Annotated in this window: 19 protein-coding genes and 2 tRNA genes; 13 read left to right on the forward strand and 8 right to left on the reverse strand. The window is 71.6% G+C overall.

Going from position 1 to position 21,853, the window contains the following annotated elements:
- The first annotated feature begins 570 nt into the window (after nucleotides 1-570).
- Nucleotides 571-765 carry a hypothetical protein gene (locus G5C65_RS10185; RefSeq protein ID WP_165298418.1) on the forward strand — a complete coding sequence of 65 codons (195 nt, stop codon included), beginning with the start codon at nucleotides 571-573 and terminating at the stop codon, nucleotides 763-765.
- Nucleotides 766-849: 84 nt separating this feature from the next.
- On the opposite strand, the gene G5C65_RS10190 is transcribed toward G5C65_RS10185, so the two are convergent.
- Nucleotides 850-923, reverse strand: a tRNA-Gly gene (locus tag G5C65_RS10190).
- Between the two features lie 91 nt (nucleotides 924-1,014).
- Here G5C65_RS10190 and G5C65_RS10195 point away from each other — a divergent pair.
- The 5 genes from G5C65_RS10195 (at nucleotide 1,015) to clpX (ending at nucleotide 5,655) form a co-directional block, all read left to right on the forward strand.
- Nucleotides 1,015-1,091 (forward strand) — tRNA-Pro (locus G5C65_RS10195).
- A gap of 111 nt (nucleotides 1,092-1,202) precedes the next feature.
- Complete coding sequence (tig, locus tag G5C65_RS10200) at nucleotides 1,203-2,621, forward strand: trigger factor (RefSeq protein ID WP_165298419.1); 1,419 nt, start codon at nucleotides 1,203-1,205, stop codon at nucleotides 2,619-2,621.
- A gap of 251 nt (nucleotides 2,622-2,872) precedes the next feature.
- A complete protein-coding gene (locus tag G5C65_RS10205; protein WP_206441492.1) occupies nucleotides 2,873-3,478 on the forward strand; it encodes an ATP-dependent Clp protease proteolytic subunit in 606 nt (201 codons plus the stop codon).
- A gap of 56 nt (nucleotides 3,479-3,534) precedes the next feature.
- Nucleotides 3,535-4,200: an ATP-dependent Clp protease proteolytic subunit gene (locus tag G5C65_RS10210; protein WP_165298421.1), complete on the forward strand. Its 666-nt coding sequence runs from the start codon at nucleotides 3,535-3,537 to the stop codon at nucleotides 4,198-4,200.
- Nucleotides 4,201-4,362: 162 nt separating this feature from the next.
- Entirely contained in the window at nucleotides 4,363-5,655 is a 1,293-nt protein-coding gene (clpX, locus tag G5C65_RS10215; RefSeq protein ID WP_165298422.1) for an ATP-dependent Clp protease ATP-binding subunit ClpX, read from the forward strand.
- Between the two features lie 60 nt (nucleotides 5,656-5,715).
- Here the strand turns inward: clpX and G5C65_RS10220 are convergent, their stop codons facing one another.
- From G5C65_RS10220 to G5C65_RS10230, 3 genes are all read right to left on the reverse strand, one after another.
- On the reverse strand, nucleotides 5,716-6,333 hold the full coding sequence (locus G5C65_RS10220; protein ID WP_165298423.1) for a hypothetical protein: 618 nt from the start codon (nucleotides 6,331-6,333) through the stop codon (nucleotides 5,716-5,718).
- A 70-nt stretch (nucleotides 6,334-6,403) separates the two neighbouring features.
- Nucleotides 6,404-7,474, reverse strand: a complete 1,071-nt coding sequence (locus G5C65_RS10225) for a hypothetical protein (protein WP_165298424.1) — start codon at nucleotides 7,472-7,474, stop codon at nucleotides 6,404-6,406.
- A 214-nt stretch (nucleotides 7,475-7,688) separates the two neighbouring features.
- Nucleotides 7,689-8,744, reverse strand: coding sequence for a hypothetical protein (locus G5C65_RS10230; protein ID WP_165298425.1), 1,056 nt, complete (start codon nucleotides 8,742-8,744; stop codon nucleotides 7,689-7,691).
- 212 nt (nucleotides 8,745-8,956) lie between these two features.
- On the opposite strand from G5C65_RS10230, the gene G5C65_RS10235 reads away from it, so the two are divergent.
- Nucleotides 8,957-11,596 carry a valine--tRNA ligase gene (locus G5C65_RS10235; protein ID WP_165298426.1) on the forward strand — a complete coding sequence of 880 codons (2,640 nt, stop codon included), beginning with the start codon at nucleotides 8,957-8,959 and terminating at the stop codon, nucleotides 11,594-11,596.
- Nucleotides 11,597-11,660: 64 nt separating this feature from the next.
- On the opposite strand, the gene G5C65_RS10240 is transcribed toward G5C65_RS10235, so the two are convergent.
- The 4 genes from G5C65_RS10240 to G5C65_RS10255 all read right to left on the reverse strand — a co-directional run bounded on the left by G5C65_RS10240 (nucleotide 11,661) and on the right by G5C65_RS10255 (nucleotide 16,245).
- Nucleotides 11,661-12,983, reverse strand: coding sequence for a glycosyltransferase (locus tag G5C65_RS10240; RefSeq protein WP_165298427.1), 1,323 nt, complete (start codon nucleotides 12,981-12,983; stop codon nucleotides 11,661-11,663).
- Between the two features lie 20 nt (nucleotides 12,984-13,003).
- A complete protein-coding gene (wecB, locus tag G5C65_RS10245; RefSeq protein WP_165298428.1) occupies nucleotides 13,004-14,134 on the reverse strand; it encodes a non-hydrolyzing UDP-N-acetylglucosamine 2-epimerase in 1,131 nt (376 codons plus the stop codon).
- A gap of 165 nt (nucleotides 14,135-14,299) precedes the next feature.
- Nucleotides 14,300-15,037 (reverse strand): response regulator, encoded by a 738-nt coding sequence (locus tag G5C65_RS10250; protein WP_165298429.1) that lies wholly within the window; start codon nucleotides 15,035-15,037, stop codon nucleotides 14,300-14,302.
- A complete protein-coding gene (locus tag G5C65_RS10255; protein ID WP_165298430.1) occupies nucleotides 15,034-16,245 on the reverse strand; it encodes an ATP-binding protein in 1,212 nt (403 codons plus the stop codon). The genes G5C65_RS10250 and G5C65_RS10255 overlap by 4 nt, the downstream gene beginning before the upstream one ends.
- 78 nt (nucleotides 16,246-16,323) lie before the next feature.
- Here G5C65_RS10255 and folC point away from each other — a divergent pair, with 78 nt between their 5' ends.
- From folC to mreD, 6 genes are all read left to right on the forward strand, one after another.
- Nucleotides 16,324-17,862 carry a bifunctional tetrahydrofolate synthase/dihydrofolate synthase gene (folC, locus tag G5C65_RS10260; protein ID WP_165298431.1) on the forward strand — a complete coding sequence of 513 codons (1,539 nt, stop codon included), beginning with the start codon at nucleotides 16,324-16,326 and terminating at the stop codon, nucleotides 17,860-17,862.
- A complete protein-coding gene (locus G5C65_RS10265) occupies nucleotides 17,862-18,188 on the forward strand; it encodes a DUF4233 domain-containing protein (RefSeq protein ID WP_165298432.1) in 327 nt (108 codons plus the stop codon). Before folC ends, G5C65_RS10265 begins: the two co-directional genes overlap by 1 nt.
- A 101-nt stretch (nucleotides 18,189-18,289) precedes the next feature.
- Nucleotides 18,290-18,703 (forward strand): nucleoside-diphosphate kinase, encoded by a 414-nt coding sequence (ndk, locus tag G5C65_RS10270; RefSeq protein WP_165298433.1) that lies wholly within the window; start codon nucleotides 18,290-18,292, stop codon nucleotides 18,701-18,703.
- Between the two features lie 234 nt (nucleotides 18,704-18,937).
- On the forward strand, nucleotides 18,938-19,957 hold the full coding sequence (locus G5C65_RS10275) for a rod shape-determining protein (RefSeq protein WP_165298436.1): 1,020 nt from the start codon (nucleotides 18,938-18,940) through the stop codon (nucleotides 19,955-19,957).
- A 249-nt stretch (nucleotides 19,958-20,206) separates the two neighbouring features.
- Nucleotides 20,207-21,229: a rod shape-determining protein MreC gene (gene mreC, locus G5C65_RS10280; RefSeq protein ID WP_165298434.1), complete on the forward strand. Its 1,023-nt coding sequence runs from the start codon at nucleotides 20,207-20,209 to the stop codon at nucleotides 21,227-21,229.
- The coding region (gene mreD / locus G5C65_RS10285) for a rod shape-determining protein MreD (protein ID WP_165298435.1) at nucleotides 21,226-21,853 on the forward strand (628 nt) is incomplete at its 3' end. The genes mreC and mreD, both read left to right, overlap by 4 nt.

Consider the following 21,853-nt stretch of genomic DNA (forward strand, 5'->3'; position numbering starts at 1 on the left):
GCCTCGGAGGTGGGGGGCTCCTGACGGACCGGGGGGAGCGGCGCCCGCTCATAACCAGCGTGCAACATCTGCCGCACCATAGCGGTTCTACCTGTGTGTCGTAAATTCCCGTCGGCCGCTGCCTACCCTGTCCTCCGCTTGCTATTCACCGCAGGGAGGAAGGGAGTTGACGAGCTGTGAGAGGAATGTTCGGTTTGCTCCGCGATGTCCTGCATAAAGCGCACATATAGAAGAGCTGTGCGGCCCGTCCCCGTGGTCGAGGGGGCAAATTCCACTGCGTTCCGGTAAAACTGTTCCGTACCGGCACTGGGTGCCGAGGATAATGCACCAGGTGCATCCGGTCTGGCAATCATGGAACGGCCCTGAATTCGGCTGAATGCGGTGCGCCCGGGGCCGGTGCGACGGCAGTGGCTACGCTCGGTCGTCGTCAACCCTGAGGTTTCCCCGATGGTGTGTCACCTGGCTCCTCCGCCCCGGAAGTTGGTGGCACCATGGACGGGCCCGGGGTCCGGCCGCAGCGGCAGCCTCCCAGGGCGGGTGAGCGTACCGACCGCGAGGGTGTGAGCAGTTGTGGCCATTTCACTGTCTGTAGTACTGCTGCTGGGTGTCATCCTGTTCCTGATGATCCGTAGCGGTTCCCTCAAGGGGGGCCCGGCGTTCATCGCCATGCTCTTCGGGTTCTTCCTCGCCTCGACGGGCATGGCCCCGTCCATAAACCGCTTCTTCAGCTCGCTCGCGGACTCGATCAGTCAGATCAACATCTGAGCGGCGCCGCGACAGCCCACGTCAACAGCCCACGTCAGCGCCGTCGGCCCGGCTCCCCGCGGGGAACCGGGCCGACGGCTTCGCTGGAGCGGGCGACGGGAATCGAACCCGCGTAGCTGGTTTGGAAGACCAGGGCTCTACCATTGAGCTACGCCCGCGAGCGCCGCGCGGAAGCCCACAGCCCGGGAGGCCGTGTGCCGGGGCGGCACGGGATGCATCGTACGGCATGTACTCTACGTGTCGCACTGACGGGGTGTGGCGCAGCTTGGTAGCGCGTCCGCTTTGGGAGCGGAAGGTCGTCGGTTCGAATCCGGCCACCCCGACCACGTACTATGGGGCACGCGCGTGCCTGCTGCCGTGTCCGCCTTTCCCGTCGGCTCGCATCGGGGCGCACCTCAAGATCGACCCCCAAGAAGCCAGCCCCAAGGAGACCGACCGTGAAGAGCGCCGTGGAGACCCTGAACCCCACCCGGGTTCGGCTCACTGTCGAGGTGCCCTTCGAGGAGCTCAAGCCCAGCCTCGACGCGGCGTACAAGAAGATCAACCAGCAGGTCACGGTGCCTGGCTTCCGCAAGGGCAAGATCCCGGCGCGGATCATCGACCAGCGCTTCGGCCGCGGCGCCGTCCTGGAGGAGGCCGTCAACGACGCGCTGCCGAAGCTCTACCAGTCGGCCGTCGAGGAGGGCGAGCTCAGCCCGCTCGGTCAGCCCGAGGTCGACATCACCGAGCTCAAGGACAACGAGCTGCTGACCTTCACCGCCGAGGTCGACATCCGCCCCGAGATCGAGATCCCGGACTACCAGGGCATCGAGGTCGAGGTCGAGGCCGCCGAGGTCGCCGACGAGGACGTGGACCAGGCCGTGGAGCAGCTCCGCGAGCGCTTCGCCTCCACCACAGCCGTGGAGCGCGCCGCCGCCGAGGGCGATGTCGTCAAGGTCGACCTGGAGGCCAAGGTCGACGGCGAGGTGCTGGAGGACGGCGTCGCCCAGGGCGTCGACTACACCATCGGCTCCGGCGAGCTGCTCGACGGCATCGACGACGCGGTCACCGGCCTGGAGGCGGGCGGCAGCGCCACCTTCGCCTCCGAGCTGAAGGGCGGCTCTGCGGCCGGCCGGGAGGCCGAGGTCACGGTCACCGTCGCCGCCGTCTCGGCGCGCGAACTCCCCGAGCTGGACGACGAGTTCGCCCAGCTCGCCAGCGAGTTCGACACGCTGGAGGAGATGCGCGAGGACAGCCGCAAGCGCCTCGCCGACCAGAAGAAGTACGAGCAGGCGACCCAGGCCCAGGAGAAGGTGCTGGACGCGCTGCTGGAGCTGGTCGAGGTCCCCGTCCCGGAGAAGCTGCTCCAGGACGAGGTCGAGAGCCGCAAGCACCAGCTCGTCAACCACCAGCTCGGCCAGCTCGGCCTGGACCTCGCGGCGTACCTGAAGATGCAGGAGAAGACCGAGGAGCAGTTCGAGGAGGAGCTGAAGGAGCAGGCGGGGAAGGGCATCCGCACCCAGTTCGTGCTGGACCAGCTGGTCAGCACGGAGAAGCTCAACGTCAGCCAGGAGGAGCTCACCGAGCACCTCATGCGGCGCGCCCAGTCCTCCGGTATGAGCCCCGACCAGTTCGCGCAGGCCGTCGTCGAGGGCGGCCAGGTGCCGATGCTCGTCGGCGAGGTGGCCCGCGGCAAGGCCCTGGCGACCGTCGTCGAGGCGGTCACCGTCAAGGACACCAACGGCGAGGTCGTCGACCTCGACGAGGGCGACGGCGAGGCTGGGGACGAGGCCGAGGCCGAGGCCGGGGCTTCCGAGGCCGAGGCTGCCGAGGCCGGGGCTTCCGACGAGTCGGCGGACCAGAAGTCCGAGAGCTGAGAGTTTTCCGGTACAGGAGCGCGGGGCTCTGCCCACCGGCGGCTTCGCCGCGGATGGGCAGAGCCCCGCGCCCTTTCGGGGCGCCCATGGTCAGTCCCTCATCCGAGGCATGCGCTCACAGCGAACAGCCCTCTTCGCAGGATGGACCGTCCCGCGCCGCGCGTTAGGGTCCCCAGTAGACGAAGACCCCAGTGACGGCCGACCCCCGGGCGACCGTCCGGATACGAGCAGGTGGACACGTGACGCTTCCGATGCCTTCCGCCGCCGCTGAGCCCAACTTCGGTGGTGGCCTCGGCGACCAGGTCTACAACCGGCTGCTCAACGAGCGGATCATCTTCCTCGGCCAGCCGGTGGACGACGAGATCGCCAACAAGATCACCGCGCAGCTGTTGCTCCTCGCGGCCGACCCGGACAAGGACATCTTCCTTTACATCAACAGTCCGGGGGGATCGATCCAGGCGGGCATGGCGATCTACGACACCATGCAGTACATCAAGAACGACGTGGTCACCATCGCGATGGGCCTCGCCGCCTCCATGGGGCAGTTCCTGCTCACGGCCGGCACCCCGGGCAAGCGCTTCGCGCTGCCGAACGCCGACATCCTCATCCACCAGCCCTCGGCCGGTCTCGCGGGTTCGGCCACGGACATCAAGATCCACGCCGAGCAGCTGCTGCGCACCAAGAAGAAGATGGCCGAGCTGTCGGCCCTGCACAGCGGTCAGACCGAGGAGCAGTGGACCCGTGACGCGGACCGCGACCGCTGGTTCTCCGCGCAGGAGGCCAAGGAGTACGGCCTGATCGACGAGGTCTACCAGAACGCGGCCCAGCTCCCCGGCGGTGGCGGTACGGGCGCGTGAGCCCCGCCGACTCCGCACCCCGCCCGCTGCCAGCTCACCTCCAGGAGAACCTTCCGATGACCCCACTGCCTGGTTCCGACGGCGCCTCCGGCCTCTACACCGGCCCGGCAGCCGAGTCGCGTTACGTGATCCCCCGCTTCGTCGAGCGCACCTCGCAGGGCGTGCGCGAGTACGACCCGTACGCGAAGCTCTTCGAGGAGCGCGTGATCTTCCTCGGTGTGCAGATCGACGACGCGTCGGCGAACGATGTGATGGCCCAGCTGCTGTGCCTGGAGTCGATGGACCCCGACCGGGACATCTCGGTCTACATCAACTCGCCCGGCGGCTCCTTCACGGCGCTCACCGCGATCTACGACACGATGCAGTTCGTCAAGCCCGACATCCAGACGGTCTGCATGGGCCAGGCGGCCTCCGCCGCCGCCGTGCTGCTCGCCGCCGGCACGCCCGGCAAGCGGATGGCGCTGCCCAACGCGCGCATCCTGATCCACCAGCCGTACAGCGAGACCGGCCGCGGCCAGGTCTCCGACCTGGAGATCGCCGCCAACGAGATCCAGCGGATGCGCGACCAGCTGGAGGAGATGCTGACCAAGCACTCCACCAAGGACCGTGAGAGCATCTCGTCCGACATCGAGCGCGACAAGATTCTCACGGCGGAGGAGTCGCTGGAGTACGGGCTGATCGACCAGATCGTCACCACCCGTAAGTCCTCGGTCGAAGTCTGACCGCGCTCACGCACGTAGCCCACCCCTCTTGGGCGGCCGGCTGGCAGGATCAGACGGTCCGTCCAAGGGGGGCCCATTCCGGCGGCCCGGCAAGGTACCGTCGGAGAGCACGTACCTCGGTCCGCAGCGATCCGCGGATCCCAGGCGAAGGGGAAGCTCCTCGTGGCACGCATCGGTGATGGCGGCGATCTGCTCAAGTGCTCGTTCTGCGGCAAGAGCCAGAAGCAGGTGAAGAAGCTCATCGCGGGACCAGGGGTCTACATCTGCGACGAGTGCATCGACCTCTGCAACGAGATCATCGAGGAGGAGCTGGCCGAGTCCTCCGAGGTCCGCTGGGACGAACTGCCCAAGCCCCGGGAGATCTACGAGTTCCTGGAGAGCTATGTCGTCGGCCAGGAGGCCGCGAAGAAGGCGCTCTCCGTGGCGGTCTACAACCACTACAAGCGCGTCCAGGCGGGCGAGAACGGCTCCCATCAGGGCCGGGACGACGGCATCGAGCTCGCCAAGTCCAATATCCTGCTGCTCGGCCCCACCGGCTCCGGCAAGACGCTGCTGGCGCAGACGCTGGCCCGGATGCTCAACGTCCCCTTCGCCATCGCCGATGCGACGGCGCTCACCGAGGCGGGATATGTCGGCGAGGACGTCGAGAACATCCTCCTCAAGCTGATCCAGGCCGCCGACTACGACGTCAAAAAGGCCGAGACCGGCATCATCTACATCGACGAGATCGACAAGGTCGCCCGTAAGAGCGAGAATCCGTCGATCACGCGGGATGTGAGCGGCGAGGGCGTCCAGCAGGCGCTGCTGAAGATCCTGGAGGGCAGCACGGCCTCGGTGCCGCCGCAGGGCGGACGCAAGCACCCGCACCAGGAGTTCATCCAGATCGACACCACGAACGTGCTGTTCATCGTGGGCGGCGCCTTCGCGGGCCTGGAGAAGATCATCGAGTCCCGGGCCGGCGCGAAGGGCATCGGCTTCGGCGCCAACATCCGCTCCAAGCGGGAGATCGAGGCGAGCAACCAGTTCGAGGAGGTGATGCCGGAGGACCTGGTGAAGTTCGGGATGATCCCGGAGTTCATCGGCCGCCTTCCGGTGATCACCAGCGTCCACAACCTGGACCGCGAGGCGCTGCTGCAGATCCTGATGGAGCCGCGCAACGCACTCGTCAAGCAGTACCAGCGGCTCTTCGAACTCGACGGTGTGGAGCTGGACTTCGACCGCCCGGCCCTGGAGGCCATTGCGGACCAGGCGATTCTGCGCGGCACCGGAGCGCGCGGGCTGCGGGCCATCATGGAGGAGGTCCTCCAGTCGGTGATGTACGAGGTGCCGTCCCGCAAGGACGTCGAGCGCGTCGTGATCACGGAGGACGTCGTGCACTCCAACGTCAACCCGACGCTGGTCCCGCGGGCGCGCGGCGAGCAGGCCCCGGGCCAACGGCACGAGAAGAGCGCGTAGTCGCTTGCGGAGCAGCGGGGGCGCGGGCCGTCACCGGCTGTGCGCGCCCCCCCCGTGCGGTCACCGTTTGACGCGGGCGTCGCTGCGCACCTTCGCCGTCAGCTCGGCAGCCTCCGCCAGAGTGGCCTTCGCCTTCTCGGACGTCTCGGCGAGCGAGACCGCACCGACGGTGCTGGAGTCGCCCCAGACGCAGACCCTCATCCGGACGGTCTCGATCGCGTACGCCTGGCACTTCAGGACGTCGCCGTCGAACCCGGAGGGCGTGAACTCCTCCGGGTCGCCCTGGGGCTCGCCGATCGAGGAGAACTGCCCGCGCATCTCCTTCAGCAGCCACTCGGCGCTCGCACCGGGGTCGTCGACCTCTCCGTAGGCCCCGCCGAGCTGGAGCTGCCGGGTGGAGCCGGAGGCGTATCGCGCGGTGACGTCGCCGTCGGCCTTCAGCCCGGGTATCTCCTTGCCGGAGCCCTTCCCCTCGGTGAAGACCCTGCCGCTGGTGCCCTCCTTGGCCTCGCCCTTGCGCGTGTACTCCCCGGCGACCTTCCCGGGCCCGGTCAGCCGGTACCGCGCGTCGTCGTCGCCGCCGCTGAAGGCGCCCGCGCCGAGCAGCCCGCCGACGACGCCCCCGACGACCACCACCAGCACGCCGACGATGATGCCGACTCTCTTCGCTGTGGACATGTGCATGATCGTACGGAAAAGGGGCGCCCGGCGGCAGACGCCCCTTCGCACGCGCGCGAAGCGGTGGCGGTTACTTGATCTCGACGCGGGTGTCGTTGCGCACCTTCGCCGCGATGTCGCCGGCCTCGCTGGCCGAGGTGCTCTGGCCGGCGAGCGCCTTGGCCGCGTCCACGGGGATGATCATGCCGATGGTGCTGTGGTCGCCCCACATGCAGACCGGGATGGTGACCGACTTGCCGCCGGTCGGCTCGGTCTTGACCTTCTGGCACTTGAACACCGCGCCGTCGCCGCCCGAGGGCTTGACCGCCTCCGGGCCGCCCTCCAGCTCGGCGTCGCTCTTGCTGTCCTTCTGGGCCTCCTTGGCCATCTTGCCGAGCGCCGCGTCCACGACCTTCTCCGGGTCGTCGATCTCCCCGTAGACGCCGCCGAACTGGAGCTGCTTCGCGCTCAGCCCGGTGCCCGCCTTGTAGGCGGCGTTGACGTTCTTGGGGTCCTTGACGCCGAAGCTTTCGAAGTCGTTCTGGGTGCTGCTGTCCATGCCGCTGCCGGGCCGCGACGGGTCCTTGGAGTACTCGCCCGCGACCTGGGCGGGCGTCGTCAGCTTGTACTTCTTGCCGTCGTCCGCGATCTTGCCGCCGCCGCTGTCGTCGTCATCGCCCGAGAAGAGCATGATGCCGCCGACGATGGCCCCGACGACCACCAGGGCGCCCACGATGATGGCGATGGTCTTGCCGTTGCCGCCACCGCCGGCCGGCTGCGGGGGCATCGGCATGTTGGGCGGCTGGCCCGGCGCTCCCGGCTGGCCGTACGGGGGCTGGCCGGGCGGCTGGCCGGGGCCGGGCATGCCCTGCTGCTGGGGGTAGCCGTAGCCGGGCTGCTGGGGCTGCTGCTGGGGGTAGCCGTAGCCCGGCTGCTGCTGCGGCTGTCCGTAGTCACCGGGCTGGCCGGGCTGTCCGGGCTGGCCCGGCTGGCCGGGCTGCTGCGGGTAGCCGTAGCCGGGCTGTCCCGGGGCGCCACCGTACGGATTCGGGCCGCCCGGCTGCTGCCCCGGCTGCGCCGGCTGTCCATAGGGACCGGGCTGCCCGTAGGGTCCGGGCTGGCCCGGCGGCTGGCCATACGGGCCGGGCTGGTTGTCACTCATGGTGGCGCTTCCCCTCCGTGAACATGTAGTCGAATGCGCGGCGCACATCCTCTCCCATGGCGCGTCGTGTCGCCTCTCGGGGAGTGGAATCGCAGCCGGGAGGATGCCGGATCGTCAAGATGCGCTGGCGGGTTGTCCCGATATGCCAGGGAAAACGAGCGCCCTGCGGGTACCGCGGGGCGCTCGTTGGCGTGCCGAATCCGTGATGCGGGAGTTACTTGATCTCCACGCGTGAGTCCTCGCGGACCTTCGCCGTGGTCGCGCCCGCTTCCTTGATCGTCGTCGACTTGCCCGTCACCACCGCCGCCGGGTCGATCGCCATCACAAAGCCGATGGTGCTGTGGTCGCCCCACATGCAGAACGGGACCGTGAAGCCGTCGATCCCGGAGGTGTCCCCGGCCGGGGCGCTGTACTTGATGTTCTGGCACTTCAGCACGGCGTCGTCCCCCAGCCCGGCCGGCTTCACCGACTGCGGGCTGCCCTCCAGCTCGGCCTTGCCGCCGTTGTTCGTGCCGGGGTCGTTCACGGCCTCCTTGGCGATGGCGGCGAACGCCACGTCCAGCACCTTCTGCGGATCGGAGACCTTGCCCCAGGCGCCGCCGAAGTGCAGCTGCTTGGCGATCTGGCCGGTGCCGGACTTGTACGCGGCGCTGACGGGCTCGGGGTTCTCGACGCCGAGAGACCCCAGCTTGCCGGAGTCGCCGCGGCCGAACGCGGAGCTCTCGCCGGGGGTCTTGGTGTACTCGCCCGCGACCTGCTCGGGCGTCGTCAGCTTGTACCGCTTGCCGTCGTCCGCGACCTTGCCGCTGCCGCCCTTGCTGCCGCCGCCGTCGTCGTCATCGTCGCTCTGGCTCGCGTACAGGACGCCGCCGCCGACGAGCGCGCCGACGACCACCACGGCGGCGACCGCCATCCCGATCACCTTGCCCCTGCCGCCGCCCGAGGGCGGCGGCACCGGCGGGCCCGGAGGCATTCCGGGGCCGCCGGGAGCCCCGTACGGCGGCTGGCCGTACGGCTGCTGCGGATAGCCGTAGCCGGGCTGCTGCCCCGGCTGGCCCCCCGGCTGCTCGGGCGGCTGTCCCGGCGCTCCGGCGTAGGGGTTCGGGCCGCCCGGCTGCTGCCCCGGCTGCGGCGGCTGGCCGTAGGGCCCCGGCTGCCCGTAGGGACCGGGCTGTCCGGGTTGTCCGGGCTGTCCAGACTGGCCGGGCTGCCCGTACGGCCCCGGCTGCTGGGGCTGCTGCCCGTACGGACCGGGCTGGTCGTTGCTCATCAGAAACTCCTAGCGTCGGACACCCCGCTCCCGGCCTGACTGCCCCCGCCACCGGGCGGGAACTCCGTGACGCGGCGTTTCCCTCCGTGAACGCGTGCGTGCCCACATGTGCGACTCCGCACGCCTTATCCTGACGGATGGCGGGCCCGAGCGCCGCATCGGGCGGCAAACCGATTCGAGACCGGGACATTGGCGCCCGTACACTGGCCGTCGTGACCGAGAACACTCAGCGGCACCCGGAGCACGCCGGGCCGCATCCAGCATCCCCCGCAGACCTGCCGACTCAGTACGCCCCGGCCGAGGTGGAGGAGAAGCTGTATGAGGGCTGGGTAGCGCGCGGCTATTTCGAGGCGGACCCGAAGAGCGAACGGCCGCCGTACGCGATCGTCATCCCGCCGCCGAACGTCACAGGGTCGCTGCACCTCGGGCACGCCTTCCAGCACACGCTCATGGACGCCCTCACCCGCCGCAGGCGGATGCAGGGGTATGAGGCGCTCTGGCTGCCCGGCATGGACCACGCGGGCATCGCCACCCAGAACAAGGTCGAGCAGCAGCTCGCCGAGGAGGGCAAGTCCCGCCAGGACCTCGGCCGGGAGGCGTTCGTCGAGCGGGTGTGGCAGTGGAAGGAGGAGTACGGCGGCCGGATCCTGGGCCAGATGCGCCGCCTCGGCGACGGCGTCGACTGGAGCCGCGAGCGCTTCACCATGGACCGGGGGCTCTCCCGCGCGGTCCAGACGATCTTCAAGCGGCTGTATGACGACGGCCTGATCTACCGCGCCGAGCGGATCATCAACTGGTGTCCCCGCTGTCTGACCGCGATCTCCGACATCGAGGTCGAGTACCAGGAGGACAGCGGCGAGTTGGTCTCGCTGCGGTACGGCGAGGGCGAGGAGACCGTCGTCGTGGCGACGACCCGCGCCGAGACGATGCTCGGCGACACCGCCGTCGCCGTGCACCCCGACGACGCCCGCTACCGGCATCTGATCGGCAGGCAGATCAAGCTGCCGCTCACCGACCGCAGCATCCCGGTCGTCGCGGACCCCCATGTGGACCCGGAGTTCGGCACCGGCGCCGTCAAGGTCACCCCCGCCCACGACCCGAACGACTTCGAGATCGGCCGCCGTCACGACCTGCCGTCGCTCACGGTGCTGGACGAGCGCGGCGTGATCACCGCGCACGGGCCCTTCGAGGGCCTGGACCGGTTCGAGGCCCGCGCCGCGATCGTCCACGCGCTGCGCGGCCAGGGCCGGGTGGTCGCCGAGAAGCGGCCGTATGTGCACAGCGTCGGGCACTGCTCGCGCTGCGACACCACCGTCGAGCCGCGGCTGTCCATGCAGTGGTGGGTCAAGGTCGCCCCGCTCGCCCAGGCGGCGGGCGACGCCGTGCGGGACGGCCGTACGGCCATCCACCCGCCCGAGATGGCGTCCCGGTACTTCGACTGGGTCGACAACATGCACGACTGGACCATCTCGCGCCAGCTGTGGTGGGGCCACCGCATCCCCGTCTGGTACGGCCCGGACGGCGAGGCCGTGTGCGTCGGCCCCGACGAGGAGCCGCCGGGCACCGAGGCCGAGGGCTGGCGGCAGGACCCGGACGTCCTGGACACCTGGTTCTCCTCGGGGCTGTGGCCGTTCTCCACCCTCGGCTGGCCGGACGAGACGCCGGACCTCGCGAAGTTCTACCCGACCTCCGTCCTGGTCACGGGGTACGACATCATCTTCTTCTGGGTCGCGAGGATGATGATGTTCGGGACGTACGTCATGGACGAGGTCCCGTTCCGCTCCATCGCCCTCACCGGCCTGGTGCGCGACGAGCACGGCAAGAAGATGTCGAAGTCCTTCGGCAACGTCGTCGACCCGCTGGACTGGATGGAGGCGTACGGCTCGGACGCCGTCCGCTTCACCCTCGCGGGCGGCGCCAACCCCGGCACCGACGTCCCCATCGGCGAGGACTGGGTCAAGGCGTCCCGCAACTTCGCGAACAAGATCTGGAACGCCACCCGCTTCGCGCTGATGAACGGCGCCACGGTCACCGGTCCGCTGCCGGACGCGGCGGAGATGTCGGCCGCCGACCGCTGGATCCTCTCCCGGCTGAACGAGGTCGTCGCCGAGACCGACCGCCACTACGAGGACTACCAGTTCGCCAGGCTGTCCGACGTCCTCTACCACTTCGCGTGGGACGAGGTCTTCGACTGGTACGTCGAGCTGTCCAAGACCGCCTTCGCGCGGGGCGGACGCGCCGCCGAGGTCGCCGGCCGGGTGCTGGGCGAGGTCCTGGACGTGATGCTGCGCCTGCTGCACCCGGTCATCCCGTTCGTCACGGAAGAGCTGTGGACGACGCTCACCGACGGGGAGTCCCTCGTGGTCGCCGCCTGGCCCGCGGATTCGGGCTTCCGGGACGCGGCGGCCGAGGGGGAGATCCGCACGGTGCAGCGCGCCGTCACCGAGGTCCGCCGCTTCCGGGCCGAGCAGGGCCTCCAGCCCGGCCAGAAGGTGCCGGCCCGGCTCGCCCTCGCCGGCACCCCGCTGACCGCCCACGAGGAGGCCGTCCGCCAGTTGCTGCGGCTCCAGCCCGAGGGCGACGGCTTCCAGGCCACGGCCACCCTCCCCGTCGAGGGCGCCACGGTCGAGCTGGACCTCTCCGGCGCGATCGACGTGGAGGCGGAGCGGAAGCGGCTCACCAAGGATCTGGCGGCCGCGGAGAAGGAGCTGAAGCAGACGACGGCCAAGCTCGGGAACGAGGGTTTTCTGGGCAAGGCGCCCGAGCAGGTGGTGGAGAAGATCCGGGCCCGCCGTGCGGCGGCGGAGTCCGACATCACCCGGCTCAAGGACCAGCTGGCCCGCCTGGGCTAGCCCCTGGGGAGGGGCTGCCCCTGGCGGGGCCCGTCGTGCACCCCGCGGAGCGGTCGCGGAGCGGTCAGTGGTCGAGCGCGGTCGCCCCCGCGAGGGCCTCCGCGTTGCGGCGGGTCTTCGCCCAGCCGTCCCGCCCCCGCAGGGCGCGCCCGAGGGCGCGGACGGACGCGGGGAACAGGTGGTACGCGTACAGCCACAGCGCCAGCCCCCAGCCCAGCCCCGTCAGCCGGGAGCGCCCCGGCGCGTAGTGGCGCCGGTAGAACAGCCCCCACCCCACGAACGGCAGCACCGAGACCAGCGCCAGTACGGCGAGCACCGGCCAGATCGCGGCCGCGTGCCCCAGCACAGGACCGGTGCCGTACGCGCTGACCGTCACCCCGGCCACCACGGCGGCGACGGCGGCCAGCGCCAGCGCCGCCAGATGGGCCAGCGGCTGGACGAACGTGTAGAGGGCCTCCAGCACGGCCGCGCCGGAGAAGTGCCGGGAGGAGACGACGCGGGGTGCGTACCGCGCGCACATCAGGTTGCCCTGGGCCCAGCGGGTGCGCTGGGTGAGCAGCCGCCGCGGGTGGGGGAGCCCCTCCTGGGTGACCCAGGTGTCGGCGAGGTGCGCGGTGCGGTAGCCGCTCAGCAGCATGTGCAGGCCCAGCTCGTAGTCCTCCAGCAGCGCGCTGTCCTTCCAGGGCCGCCGCTCGGCCGCCGCGATCCGGTCCAGCGCGGAGAGCCGGGTGAACTGGCCGTTGCCGCCGAGCCCGGCGGACCCGGAGCGGGTGCGCAGCGCCTGGGTGCCCGAGCAGGTCACCGCGAACTCGATGTCCTGCACCCGCACCAGCAGCCGCCCCAGCCGATGGGGGTGCGGGCCTTCGACGTTCCGCATCCGCACGTTCACCTGGACGCCGCCGACGTCCGGGTCGCCGAACCCGTCGGGGCCCGAGACCGGGCCGAGGGCCGCCGGGTCGAGCTGCCCGTCGGCGTCGACCACACAGACGACGACCCGGGAGCGGTCCGTCCCCTGCGGCAGATGGCGGTTCAGCTCCGCGTACGCGGCGTTCAGGGCCGCGCCCTTGCCGGTGCGGGCGTGCGGACGGCGGCGGCTGACGACATGCACCCGGGGGTCGCGGGCGGCGAGGCCGGCGGCGATGGCGCCGGTGCGGTCGTCGCTGTCGTCGTCGATCACCCACACATGGGCGCCGGGGAAGCTGTCGCGCAGCCGGGTGACGGTGGTGCCGATGACGGCCTCCTCGTCCCGGCACGGCACGAGGAAGTGCCAGTCGAAGTCGGCCGGGTCGCCGGGCGCCGCCGGGGTGCGGAGCCGCAGCGCGCGCACCACGGTGGCCCAGTGGATGAGGAAGCAGGCGAGGAGGACGAGCGGGAGTATGACGAGCACGGTGGTCCTTGGAGGTGGGGTCAGGCGGCGGCGGTGAACTCGGCGGCGTGCGGGGCGCGGGCGAGCGCCGCGATCCGCTCGGACGCCAGGCCGTCCCCGAACGGGCTCGGCAGCAGCGCCAGCCGCCGCAGCCCCAGTTCGCCCTCGGCCAGCCGCCGCCGCGCCGCGGCGCCCAGCGCCGGGCCCGGCGTCACCAGCTCGGCGAAGTCCCCCAGCGCCTCGGGCCGCTCCGTGGACCGGCGTACGACGACGAGCGGGCGCCCGAGCACCGTCACCTCCTCCTGCACCCCGCCCGAGTCGGAGACGACCAGCGCCGCGTCCCGGGCCAGGCCCAGGAACTCCGCGTAGCCCAGCGGCTCGCGGACCAGCAGCCCGTCGCCGTCCGCGCCGTCCAGCAGGGGGTCGAGCCCGGCGGCCGCGATCCGGGCCCGGGTGCGCGGGTGGACGGGCAGCAGCACCGGCGTGCCGGAGGCGGCGAGGGCGCGCAGCTCGGTGAGGCAGGCGCGCAGCGCGTCCGGGTCGTCGGTGTTCTCGGGGCGGTGCACGGTGGCGAGGATGTAGCCGTCGGCGGGCAGCCCGCCGAACCGGGCGCGCAGCGCCGCGCGCTCGGCCGCGGACGGCACATACTGCCGGACCGCCTCCACGACGGTGTTGCCGGTGACCTCGATCCGCTCGTCCGCGACGCCCTCCGCGAGCAGCGCTGCGCGGTTGGCCTCGGTGGGCGCGCACAGCACGTCGGCGAGCCGGTCGATGAGCACGCGGTTGTGCTCCTCGGGCATCGCCCGGTCGTGGCTGCGCAGCCCGGCCTCGATGTGCACCAGGCGGATGCCGCGCGCGTTGGCGGCCAGCGCGCCGGCGAGCGCGGCGTTGGTGTCGCCCTGGACCAGTACGGCGGCCGGGGGAGCGGCGGCGAAGCGCTCGTCGAGCTGCTCCAGCGCGGCGGCGAGCTGTCCGGCGCGGGGCTTGCCGCCGACGCCGTGCAGATAGTCCGGCTCGGGCAGACCCAGCTCCCCCAGGAAGCGGCCGGACATCTGTTCGTCGTAGTGCTGGCCGGTGTGGATCAGGTGGGCCTCCGGGCCGAGCAGCCGGAGCAGCTCTGTGACCTTGACCAGCTCCGGGCGGGTACCGAGGACGACGGCGACGGCGGGCAAGGGGACTCCTGACGTGCTGAGCGCGTGCGGCGGACAGCGGCCAGAGTCGGGTACGGAGGTAGCAGGAAGCGGTGTGCCCCGGTTGTCGGACAGTTGCTTTTTGCCCGATTCGCGGGCTCCCGGTGCACGACGCCGGTTCAGGGCGCCCGGTGCACGGCGCCCGGTTCACTCGGCGGGGTCGGCCGGGTCCTGTGGCGTGCGGTAGCGGTAGCCGGTGCCGCGTACGGCCTCCAGCGGGTCCTCCTCGGCGCCGCTCGCCGCGCGCAGCTTGCGGCGCAGCCGCAGCACCGCGAACTTCACCCGCTCCTTGCCGATCCCGGTCGGATCGTCCCACACCAGATCGAGCAGCTGTTCGGTGGTGACGATCCGGCCCCGGTTGCGCAGGAGCGTCCGCAGCAGCCGGAACTCGATCTCGCTCAGCCGCACCTCAGCGCCCTGCCAGACGGCCGCCCGCCGCTCGGGCACCAGCAGCGGCCCGCCCGGCGCCCCGGGGCCCGCCGCGCCGCCCGGGTCCGGGGCCCCGAGCCAGTGCGCGGCGCCCGGCGAGCGCCGCCGCAGCAGCGCCTCGATGCGCGCCAGCAGCTCCTCGTTGCCGAACGGCTTGGCCAGATAGTCGTCCGCGCCCGCGCGCAGCCCGCGCACCCGGTCCTGCTCGGCGCCGTGCCCGGTCAGCATCAGCACCGGCACATCGGACAGGTCCCGGGTGCGGTCGAGCACCTCCCAGCCGTCCAGCTCCGGGAGCCCGACGTCCAGCACCAGCAGCGCGGGGCGGACGGCGAAGAGCTGCCGCAGCCCCGACCGCCCGTCCTCGGCGGTGTGCACCGCGTACCCGGCGCGGGTCAGCAGCGTGTGCAGGGCGAGCCGCAGATCGGCGTCGTCCTCGACGAGCAGGATCTCGCTCACGGCGCACCGCCTCCCGCACCGGGGCCGCCACCGTCGCCGCTGCCGAGCCCGGCGCCGAGGCCGCCGCCGGGCAGCGGGAGGCGCAGCCGGAAGACCGCGCCGCCGCCCTCGGCGCCGCCGGCGGTGAGCGTCCCGCCGTGCAGCCGTACGATGTCCCGGCTGACGGCCAGGCCGATGCCGCTGCCCGGCCGCCCGGCCCGCTCGGCGTTGGCGGCGCGGTACCCGGGCCGGAAGACCGCGTCCCGCGCCTCGGGGGGCACGCCGATGCCGGTGTCGGCGACCTCGATCTCCCAGCCGCCGCCGCACGGCGCCGCGCTCACCCGGATGTCGCCGCCCGCCGGGGTGTACTTGGCCGCGTTGCCCAGCAGATTCGTCACCACCTGTCCGAGCAGGTGTTCATCCCCGTACAGCGGCGGTCCATCGGCGCAGCGCACCGTGAGGAAGACGCCCTCCGCCGCGACGGCCGGCATCCGGTCCTCGGCGGCGTGGGCCAGCAGCCGCGGCACCCGCACCTCGCCAGGCTCCCACGGGTGCGGGTCGCCGCCACCCCCGTCCTCGCCGGGGAGCGGCAGCAGCCGGTCGAGGACCTTGCGCATGCTCCGCGCGTTGCGCGCGACGGCGTTCAGGAAGTCCCGCTGCCCCGCGCTGAGGTCTCCGCTGGCGGGGTCGGTCAGCAGCTCGCAGAAGCTGATGACGGCGGCCAGCGGGGTGCGCAGCTCGTGCGAGGCGGCGGCGGTGGCCTCCCACTGCTCGCGCAGCCGCAGCTCCAGCTCCGCGTTCCGGCGGCGCAGCTCGCGGACGGCGCGCCGGTCCTCGGTGACGTCCCGGAAGGACCAGAAGGTGCCCAGATAGCTGCCCCGCTCGCGCAGCGGCAGGATCTGCCGGACGACCGTCCGGCCGTCCGGCAGCGGGATCTCGGCGACGCGGCGCAGCCGGCGGTGGTGCTCCGGGCTGACCGGCCGCGCGGCGGGGTGGTCGGGCGGGCAGCGGCGGGCGATGGCCTCCAGGACCGGCAGCGCCTCGGCGCCGGGCGTCAGATCGCAGTCGGGCCCCAGCGCGAAGAGGTCCCGCAGCGCGCCGTTCGCGGCCACGATCCGCCCGTCGGCGCCTTCGCAGAGCGTGCCCAGGGACGTCGTCCGCAGCGCGCACCGCAGCACCCGCACGTCCTCCGGTTCCGGCGGGAGGGGGGTGTTCCGCACCTCGGCCACGGTACTCACGGTAGCCCGGTGCCGTCCGCGCCGCCCGGCCACGGCGCCACGCCGGTACGGATACGTAGACTGGTCCGCGTGAGCGACGAGCCCCAGCCCCACGAGCCCGAGCACTCCCCCTCCGAGCCCTCCGAGCCGTCCGGTGCGTTCGAGGAGATCGTCGGGGAGGCGACCGACCGGGATCCCGATCTCGCGGTGATCGAGGCCGGCAGCCGCACCCTGCGCGCCCGGTCGGGGCCGCAGCCCGACACCGTGCCGTCCCGGCCCGAGGACCCCGAGGTCGACCGGGCGCTGCGCGCGGTGGAGGAGGAGTTGGCCACCCGCTGGGGCGAGACGAAGCTGGAGCCGTCCGTCAAGCGGATCGCCGCGCTGATGGACGTGCTGGGCGAGCCGCAGCGCGCCTACCCCTCGATCCACATCACCGGCACCAACGGCAAGACCACCACGGCCCGCATGGTCGAGGCCCTGCTCGGCGCCTTCGAGCTGCGCACCGGGCGGTTCAGCTCGCCGCATGTGCAGTCGGTCACCGAGCGCATCAGCGTGGACGGCGCCCCGGTCCCGGCCGAGCGGTTCATCGAGATCTACGAGGACGTCAAGCCGTATGTGGACCTGGTGGACGCCCGGGAGGAGTACCGGCTGTCGTTCTTCGAGGTCCTGACCGGCATGGCGTACGCCGCCTTCGCGGACGCGCCGGTGGACGTCGCGGTCGTCGAGGTCGGCATGGGCGGCAGCTGGGACGCGACGAACGTCATCGACGGGCATGTCGCGGTCATCACCCCCATCTCCCGGGACCACACCGACCGGCTCGGCGAGACGCCGGAGCAGATAGCGGTGGAGAAGTCCGGGATCATCAAGCCGGACGCCGCGGTCGTGCTCGCGCAGCAGCCGGTGGAGGCCGCCTCCGTGGTGCTGCGGAAGGCCGTGGAGGTGGACGCCACCGTCGCCCGCGAGGGCATGGAGTTCGGCGTCGTCTCCCGCGAGCTGGCCGTCGGCGGGCAGCAGCTCACGCTGCGCGGCCTGGGCGGCGAGTACCCGGAGATCTTCCTGCCGGTACACGGTGCGCATATGGCGCACAACGCGGCAGTGGCGCTGGCCGCCGTCGAGGCGTTCTTCGGCATCGGCCAGCAGCAGGCCCGCACCCTGGACCTCGACGTGGTGCGGGAGGCGTTCGCGTCCGTCACGTCGCCGGGCCGCCTGGAGGTCGTCCGCACCAGCCCGACGGTCGTGCTGGACGCCGCGCACAACCCGGGCGGGGCCGGCGCCACGGCGGAGGCGGTCGGCGAGGCGTTCGGCTTCAGCAGGCTGATCGGCGTCTTCGCGCCCAGCGCGGACAAGGACGTACGCGGGGTGCTGGAGGCGTTCGAGCCGGTGCTCACGGAGATCGTGGTCACCCGGCACCAGACCATCCGCGCGATGGACGTGGACACGCTGGCAGCGCTCGCCGTGGAGATCTTCGGCGAGGACCGGGTGCAGGTCGAGCCGCAGCTGGACAGCGCGCTGGAGGAGGCGATCACCCTCGCCGAGGAGGAGGGGGAGTACGCGGGCGCCGGCGTCCTGGTCACCGGCTCCGTCTACACCGTCGGGGAGGCCCGGCTGCTGCTGGGAGGGAAGCGCTGATGCGGACGCTGTGCGCGTCGACGCTGGTCGGCGAGTTCTTCGTGATCGGCTTCGCCGGCCTGGTCGCGATGCGGACGAGCGATCTGTCCATGGCCACGGTCTGGACGGTGTGCGGGGTCGCGATGGGGCTGTGTGTGCTGCTGTGCGGGGTGATCACCCGGCGCGGCGGCGTCGAGCTGGGCTGGGCGCTGCAGGTCGCGCTGTTCGGGAGCGGCTTCGTGGTGCCTGCGATGTTCGTCCTCGGCACCTGCTTCGGAGCGCTGTGGTGGGCGTCCGTCCACTACGGACGCCGGGTCGACGAGATAAGGGCCCAGCGCGCGGCGTAGCGCACCCCGTGAGCACCGGCGCCCCTCCCCAGCACGCTCCGCGCCGTCACCCGTGTAGCCTCTTCGCACCGCAGAGTCACACTGTCAAGGAGCTGCACGCCATGTCCCAGCGCACCCTGGTCCTCCTCAAGCCCGACGCGGTCCGCCGCGGGCTGGTCGGCGAGATCATCGGACGTATCGAGTCCAAGGCCGGGTGGAAGATCACGGCGCTGGAACTGCGCGCCCTGGAGCGGCCGACGCTGGAGCAGCACTACGCGGAGCACGAGGGCAAGCCGTTCTATGCGCCGCTCGTGGAGTTCATGCTCTCGGGTCCCTCCGTCGCCATGGTCGTGGAGGGCGAACGGGTGATTGAGGGGGTCCGGGCGCTGGCCGGGCCGACCGACCCGATCGCCGCGGCTCCGGGCTCCATCCGGGGCGACTACGGCACCATCGTGCGCGAGAACCTGATCCACGCGTCGGACTCCGAGCAATCGGCCGAACGCGAGCTGAAGATCTTTTTCCCTGACTTCGCCTGACGGGGAAGGGCGAGGGAGGGGCAGGGGAACCCATTACTCCGACACGACGTCACCATTAAGAGGGACGGACGGTGTTCCGCTGACAATGGCGGAGGAACCGTCTCTACGTGTTCGAGCAAGCGCGTCTACGATGGAACCCTCGCGCTCCGCATCGTCGGCGCGGACCCGAATCCTGCCGTTCCCTCACACCACATCGCCCCACTTGGAAGGCCAGACGCATCCATGGCAACCAATATGTCGTTCATCGGCCGTGATATGGCTGTCGACCTCGGGACCGCCAACACGCTGGTGTACGTCAGGGGTCGCGGGATCGTCCTCAACGAGCCGTCCGTCGTCGCGATCAACACCAACACGGGCGGCATCCTCGCGGTCGGCGCCGAGGCGAAGAAGATGATCGGCCGGACCCCCGGCAATATCGTGGCGGTACGCCCCCTGAAGGACGGCGTGATCGCCGACTTCGAGATCACGGAGCGAATGCTCCGCTATTTCATCCTCAAGATCCACAAGCGGCGCTACCTCGCCCGCCCGCGGGTCGTCGTCTGTGTGCCCTCCGGCATCACCGGCGTCGAGCGCCGGGCGGTGATCGAGGCGTCCACCCAGGCGGGCGCGCGGCAGGTGCACATCATCGAGGAGCCGATGGCCGCCGCGATCGGCTCCGGCCTCCCGGTCCACGAGGCGACCGGCAACATGGTGGTGGACATCGGCGGCGGCACCACCGAGGTGGCCGTCATCTCGCTGGGCGGCATCGTCACCGCGCAGTCCATCCGGGTGGCGGGCGACGAGCTGGACAACGCGATCATCCAGCACATCAAGAAGGAGTACAGCCTGCTGCTCGGCGAGCGCACCGCCGAGAGCATCAAGATCACCATCGGCTCCGCCAACACCCTGGACAAGGACGAGCACACCGAGATCCGCGGCCGCGACCTGGTCAGCGGGCTGCCCAAGACGGTGGTGATCTCCGCGGGCGAGGTCCGCAAGGCCATCGAGGAGCCGGTCAACGCGATCGTGGACGCCGTCAAGACCACCCTGGACAAGTGCCCGCCGGAGCTGTCCGGCGATGTGATGGACCGGGGGATCGTGCTCACCGGCGGCGGCGCGCTGCTGCGCGGCCTCGACGAGCGGCTGCGCCGCGAGACGGGCATGCCGATCCATATCGCGGAGGATCCGCTGGACTCGGTGGCGCTGGGCTCCGGCAAGTGCGTCGAGGAGTTCGAGGCGCTCCAGCAGGTGCTGGACGCCCAGCCGAGGCGCTAGCGCTGTGCGCGGGGGACCCTGGTCGGGCTCTTTCTCCCCGCCGGGGAGGGGCTGCCCCTGGCTGTTTCGTCGCAGGGTGCGGGTGTCCTGCGGCCGGTCGCGCCCCGCGGCGGAGCCGCTGTGAACAGGAGCCCCGCGCCCCTGACGGGGCCCAATCGCACCCGAGAGTTGCCGCGTACGTATAACTGAACACACCCAGAGCGCATTCGACACCACACGGTCCGACCGAGAAAGGCACGGCCGCCGCACGTGAGGGACACACGAGAAAGTCGGCTGCTGCTCGTCCTGCTGATCGCCATCGCGTTCGCACTGATCACGGTGGATCTCAGAAGCGGCGAGCAGTCCCCGCTCGACGGCGCGCGGTCGGGGGCCGCGTCCGTCCTGGGACCCGTCGAGGAGGGCGCCGCCTCGGCGGTGGACCCCGTCGGCAACGCGATCGCCGCCGTCCGCGACTCGGGGGAGCGGCACGACCGCGTCAGCCGCCTGGAGCGGGAGAACGCCGAGCTCAAGCAGCGGCTCGGCTCCAAGGACCGCAACCGGGCCCGCGCCCAGGAGCTCGACAAGCTGCTCAAGACCGCCGGGGCCGGCGGCTACGGCGTCAAGGGAGCCCAGGTCATCGCGGTGGGCGCGACGCAGGGCTTCTCCTGGACCGTGACCATCGACGCGGGCAGCCGGGACGGCCTGCGCAAGGACATGACCGTGCTGAACGGCGACGGGCTGGTCGGCCGCGTCACCACCGTCGGCCCCACCACCGCCACCGTGCTGCTGGCCAACGACCCGGACTTCACCGTCGGCACCCGGCTGGAGAAGAGCGGCGAGATGGGCTTCGCCACCGGCCGCGGCGGCAACGCGCTGAGCGTGCAGCTGATAAACGGCAAGGCCGAGGTCAAGAAGGGCGACCGGATGGTCACCTTCGGCTCCCGCGCCGGCAAGCCCTTCGTGCCCGGCGTCCCGGTCGGCGAGGTCACCAAGGTGAACCGGCACAAGGGCGACCTCACCCGCACCGTCAGCGTCCGCCCGTTCGTGGGCTTCAGCAAGCTGGACGTGCTCGGCGTGGTCGTCGAACCGCCCCGCACCGATCCGCGCGACGAGGTGCTGAAGGCCAAGAAGCCGAAGCCCGCGCCCACCGTGACCGTCACCAAGACCCCCAAGGCCGACGACCAGGGCGACCAGCCCGGCCAGGGCCAGCAGGGCCAGCAGGGCCAGCAGGGCAACCAAGAGCAGCAGGGCGCCGGGCCCGGAGCCGGGGGAGCCGAGGGAGCCGCACAATGATCCTCAACCGGATGCTGCTCTCGGCATCGCTGATCGTCGTCGCCCTGGTCGTCCAGGTGACCGTGCTCGCCCGGCTCCAGCTCCCCGGCGCCGTACCGGACCTGCTGCTGCTCGTCGTCCTCGGCCTGTCGCTGGTCTACGGCCACACCACGGGCGCCCTGGTCGGCTTCTCCGCCGGGCTGCTCGCCGACATCGCCCCGCCGGCCGACCACGCCGTGGGCCGCTACGCGCTGGTCTTCTGCCTGATCGGCTACGCCGCCGGGCTGACCCGCCCGGAGAGCGGCCAGCACCGCTCGGCGACGATCCCGATGCTGGTCGTCGCCAGTGCCGCCATCGGCTCCACGCTGCTGTACGCGGGGGTCGGCACCCTCGTCGGGGACACCGCGGCGCGGGAGGCCGGGCTGACCGGGCTGCTGGTCACGGCCACCATCTACGACCTGCTGCTCGCCCCGTTCACGGTGCCGCTGGTGATGGCGCTGGCCCGGCGCGGCGAGCGGGACCCGCTGGGCGCCGAGTCCGGAGCGGGCGGCGGCAGCGCCAGCGCCGGCGGCGACCGCGCCGCCGGCTGGCTCTCCTCCGGCGGCGGACTCGGCGGCGGCTCGCTCGGCACCGGGGGCGGCCTGC

Source organism: Streptomyces boncukensis (assembly GCF_011045075.1).
GTDB classification, from domain to species: Bacteria; Actinomycetota; Actinomycetes; order Streptomycetales; family Streptomycetaceae; genus Streptomyces; species Streptomyces boncukensis.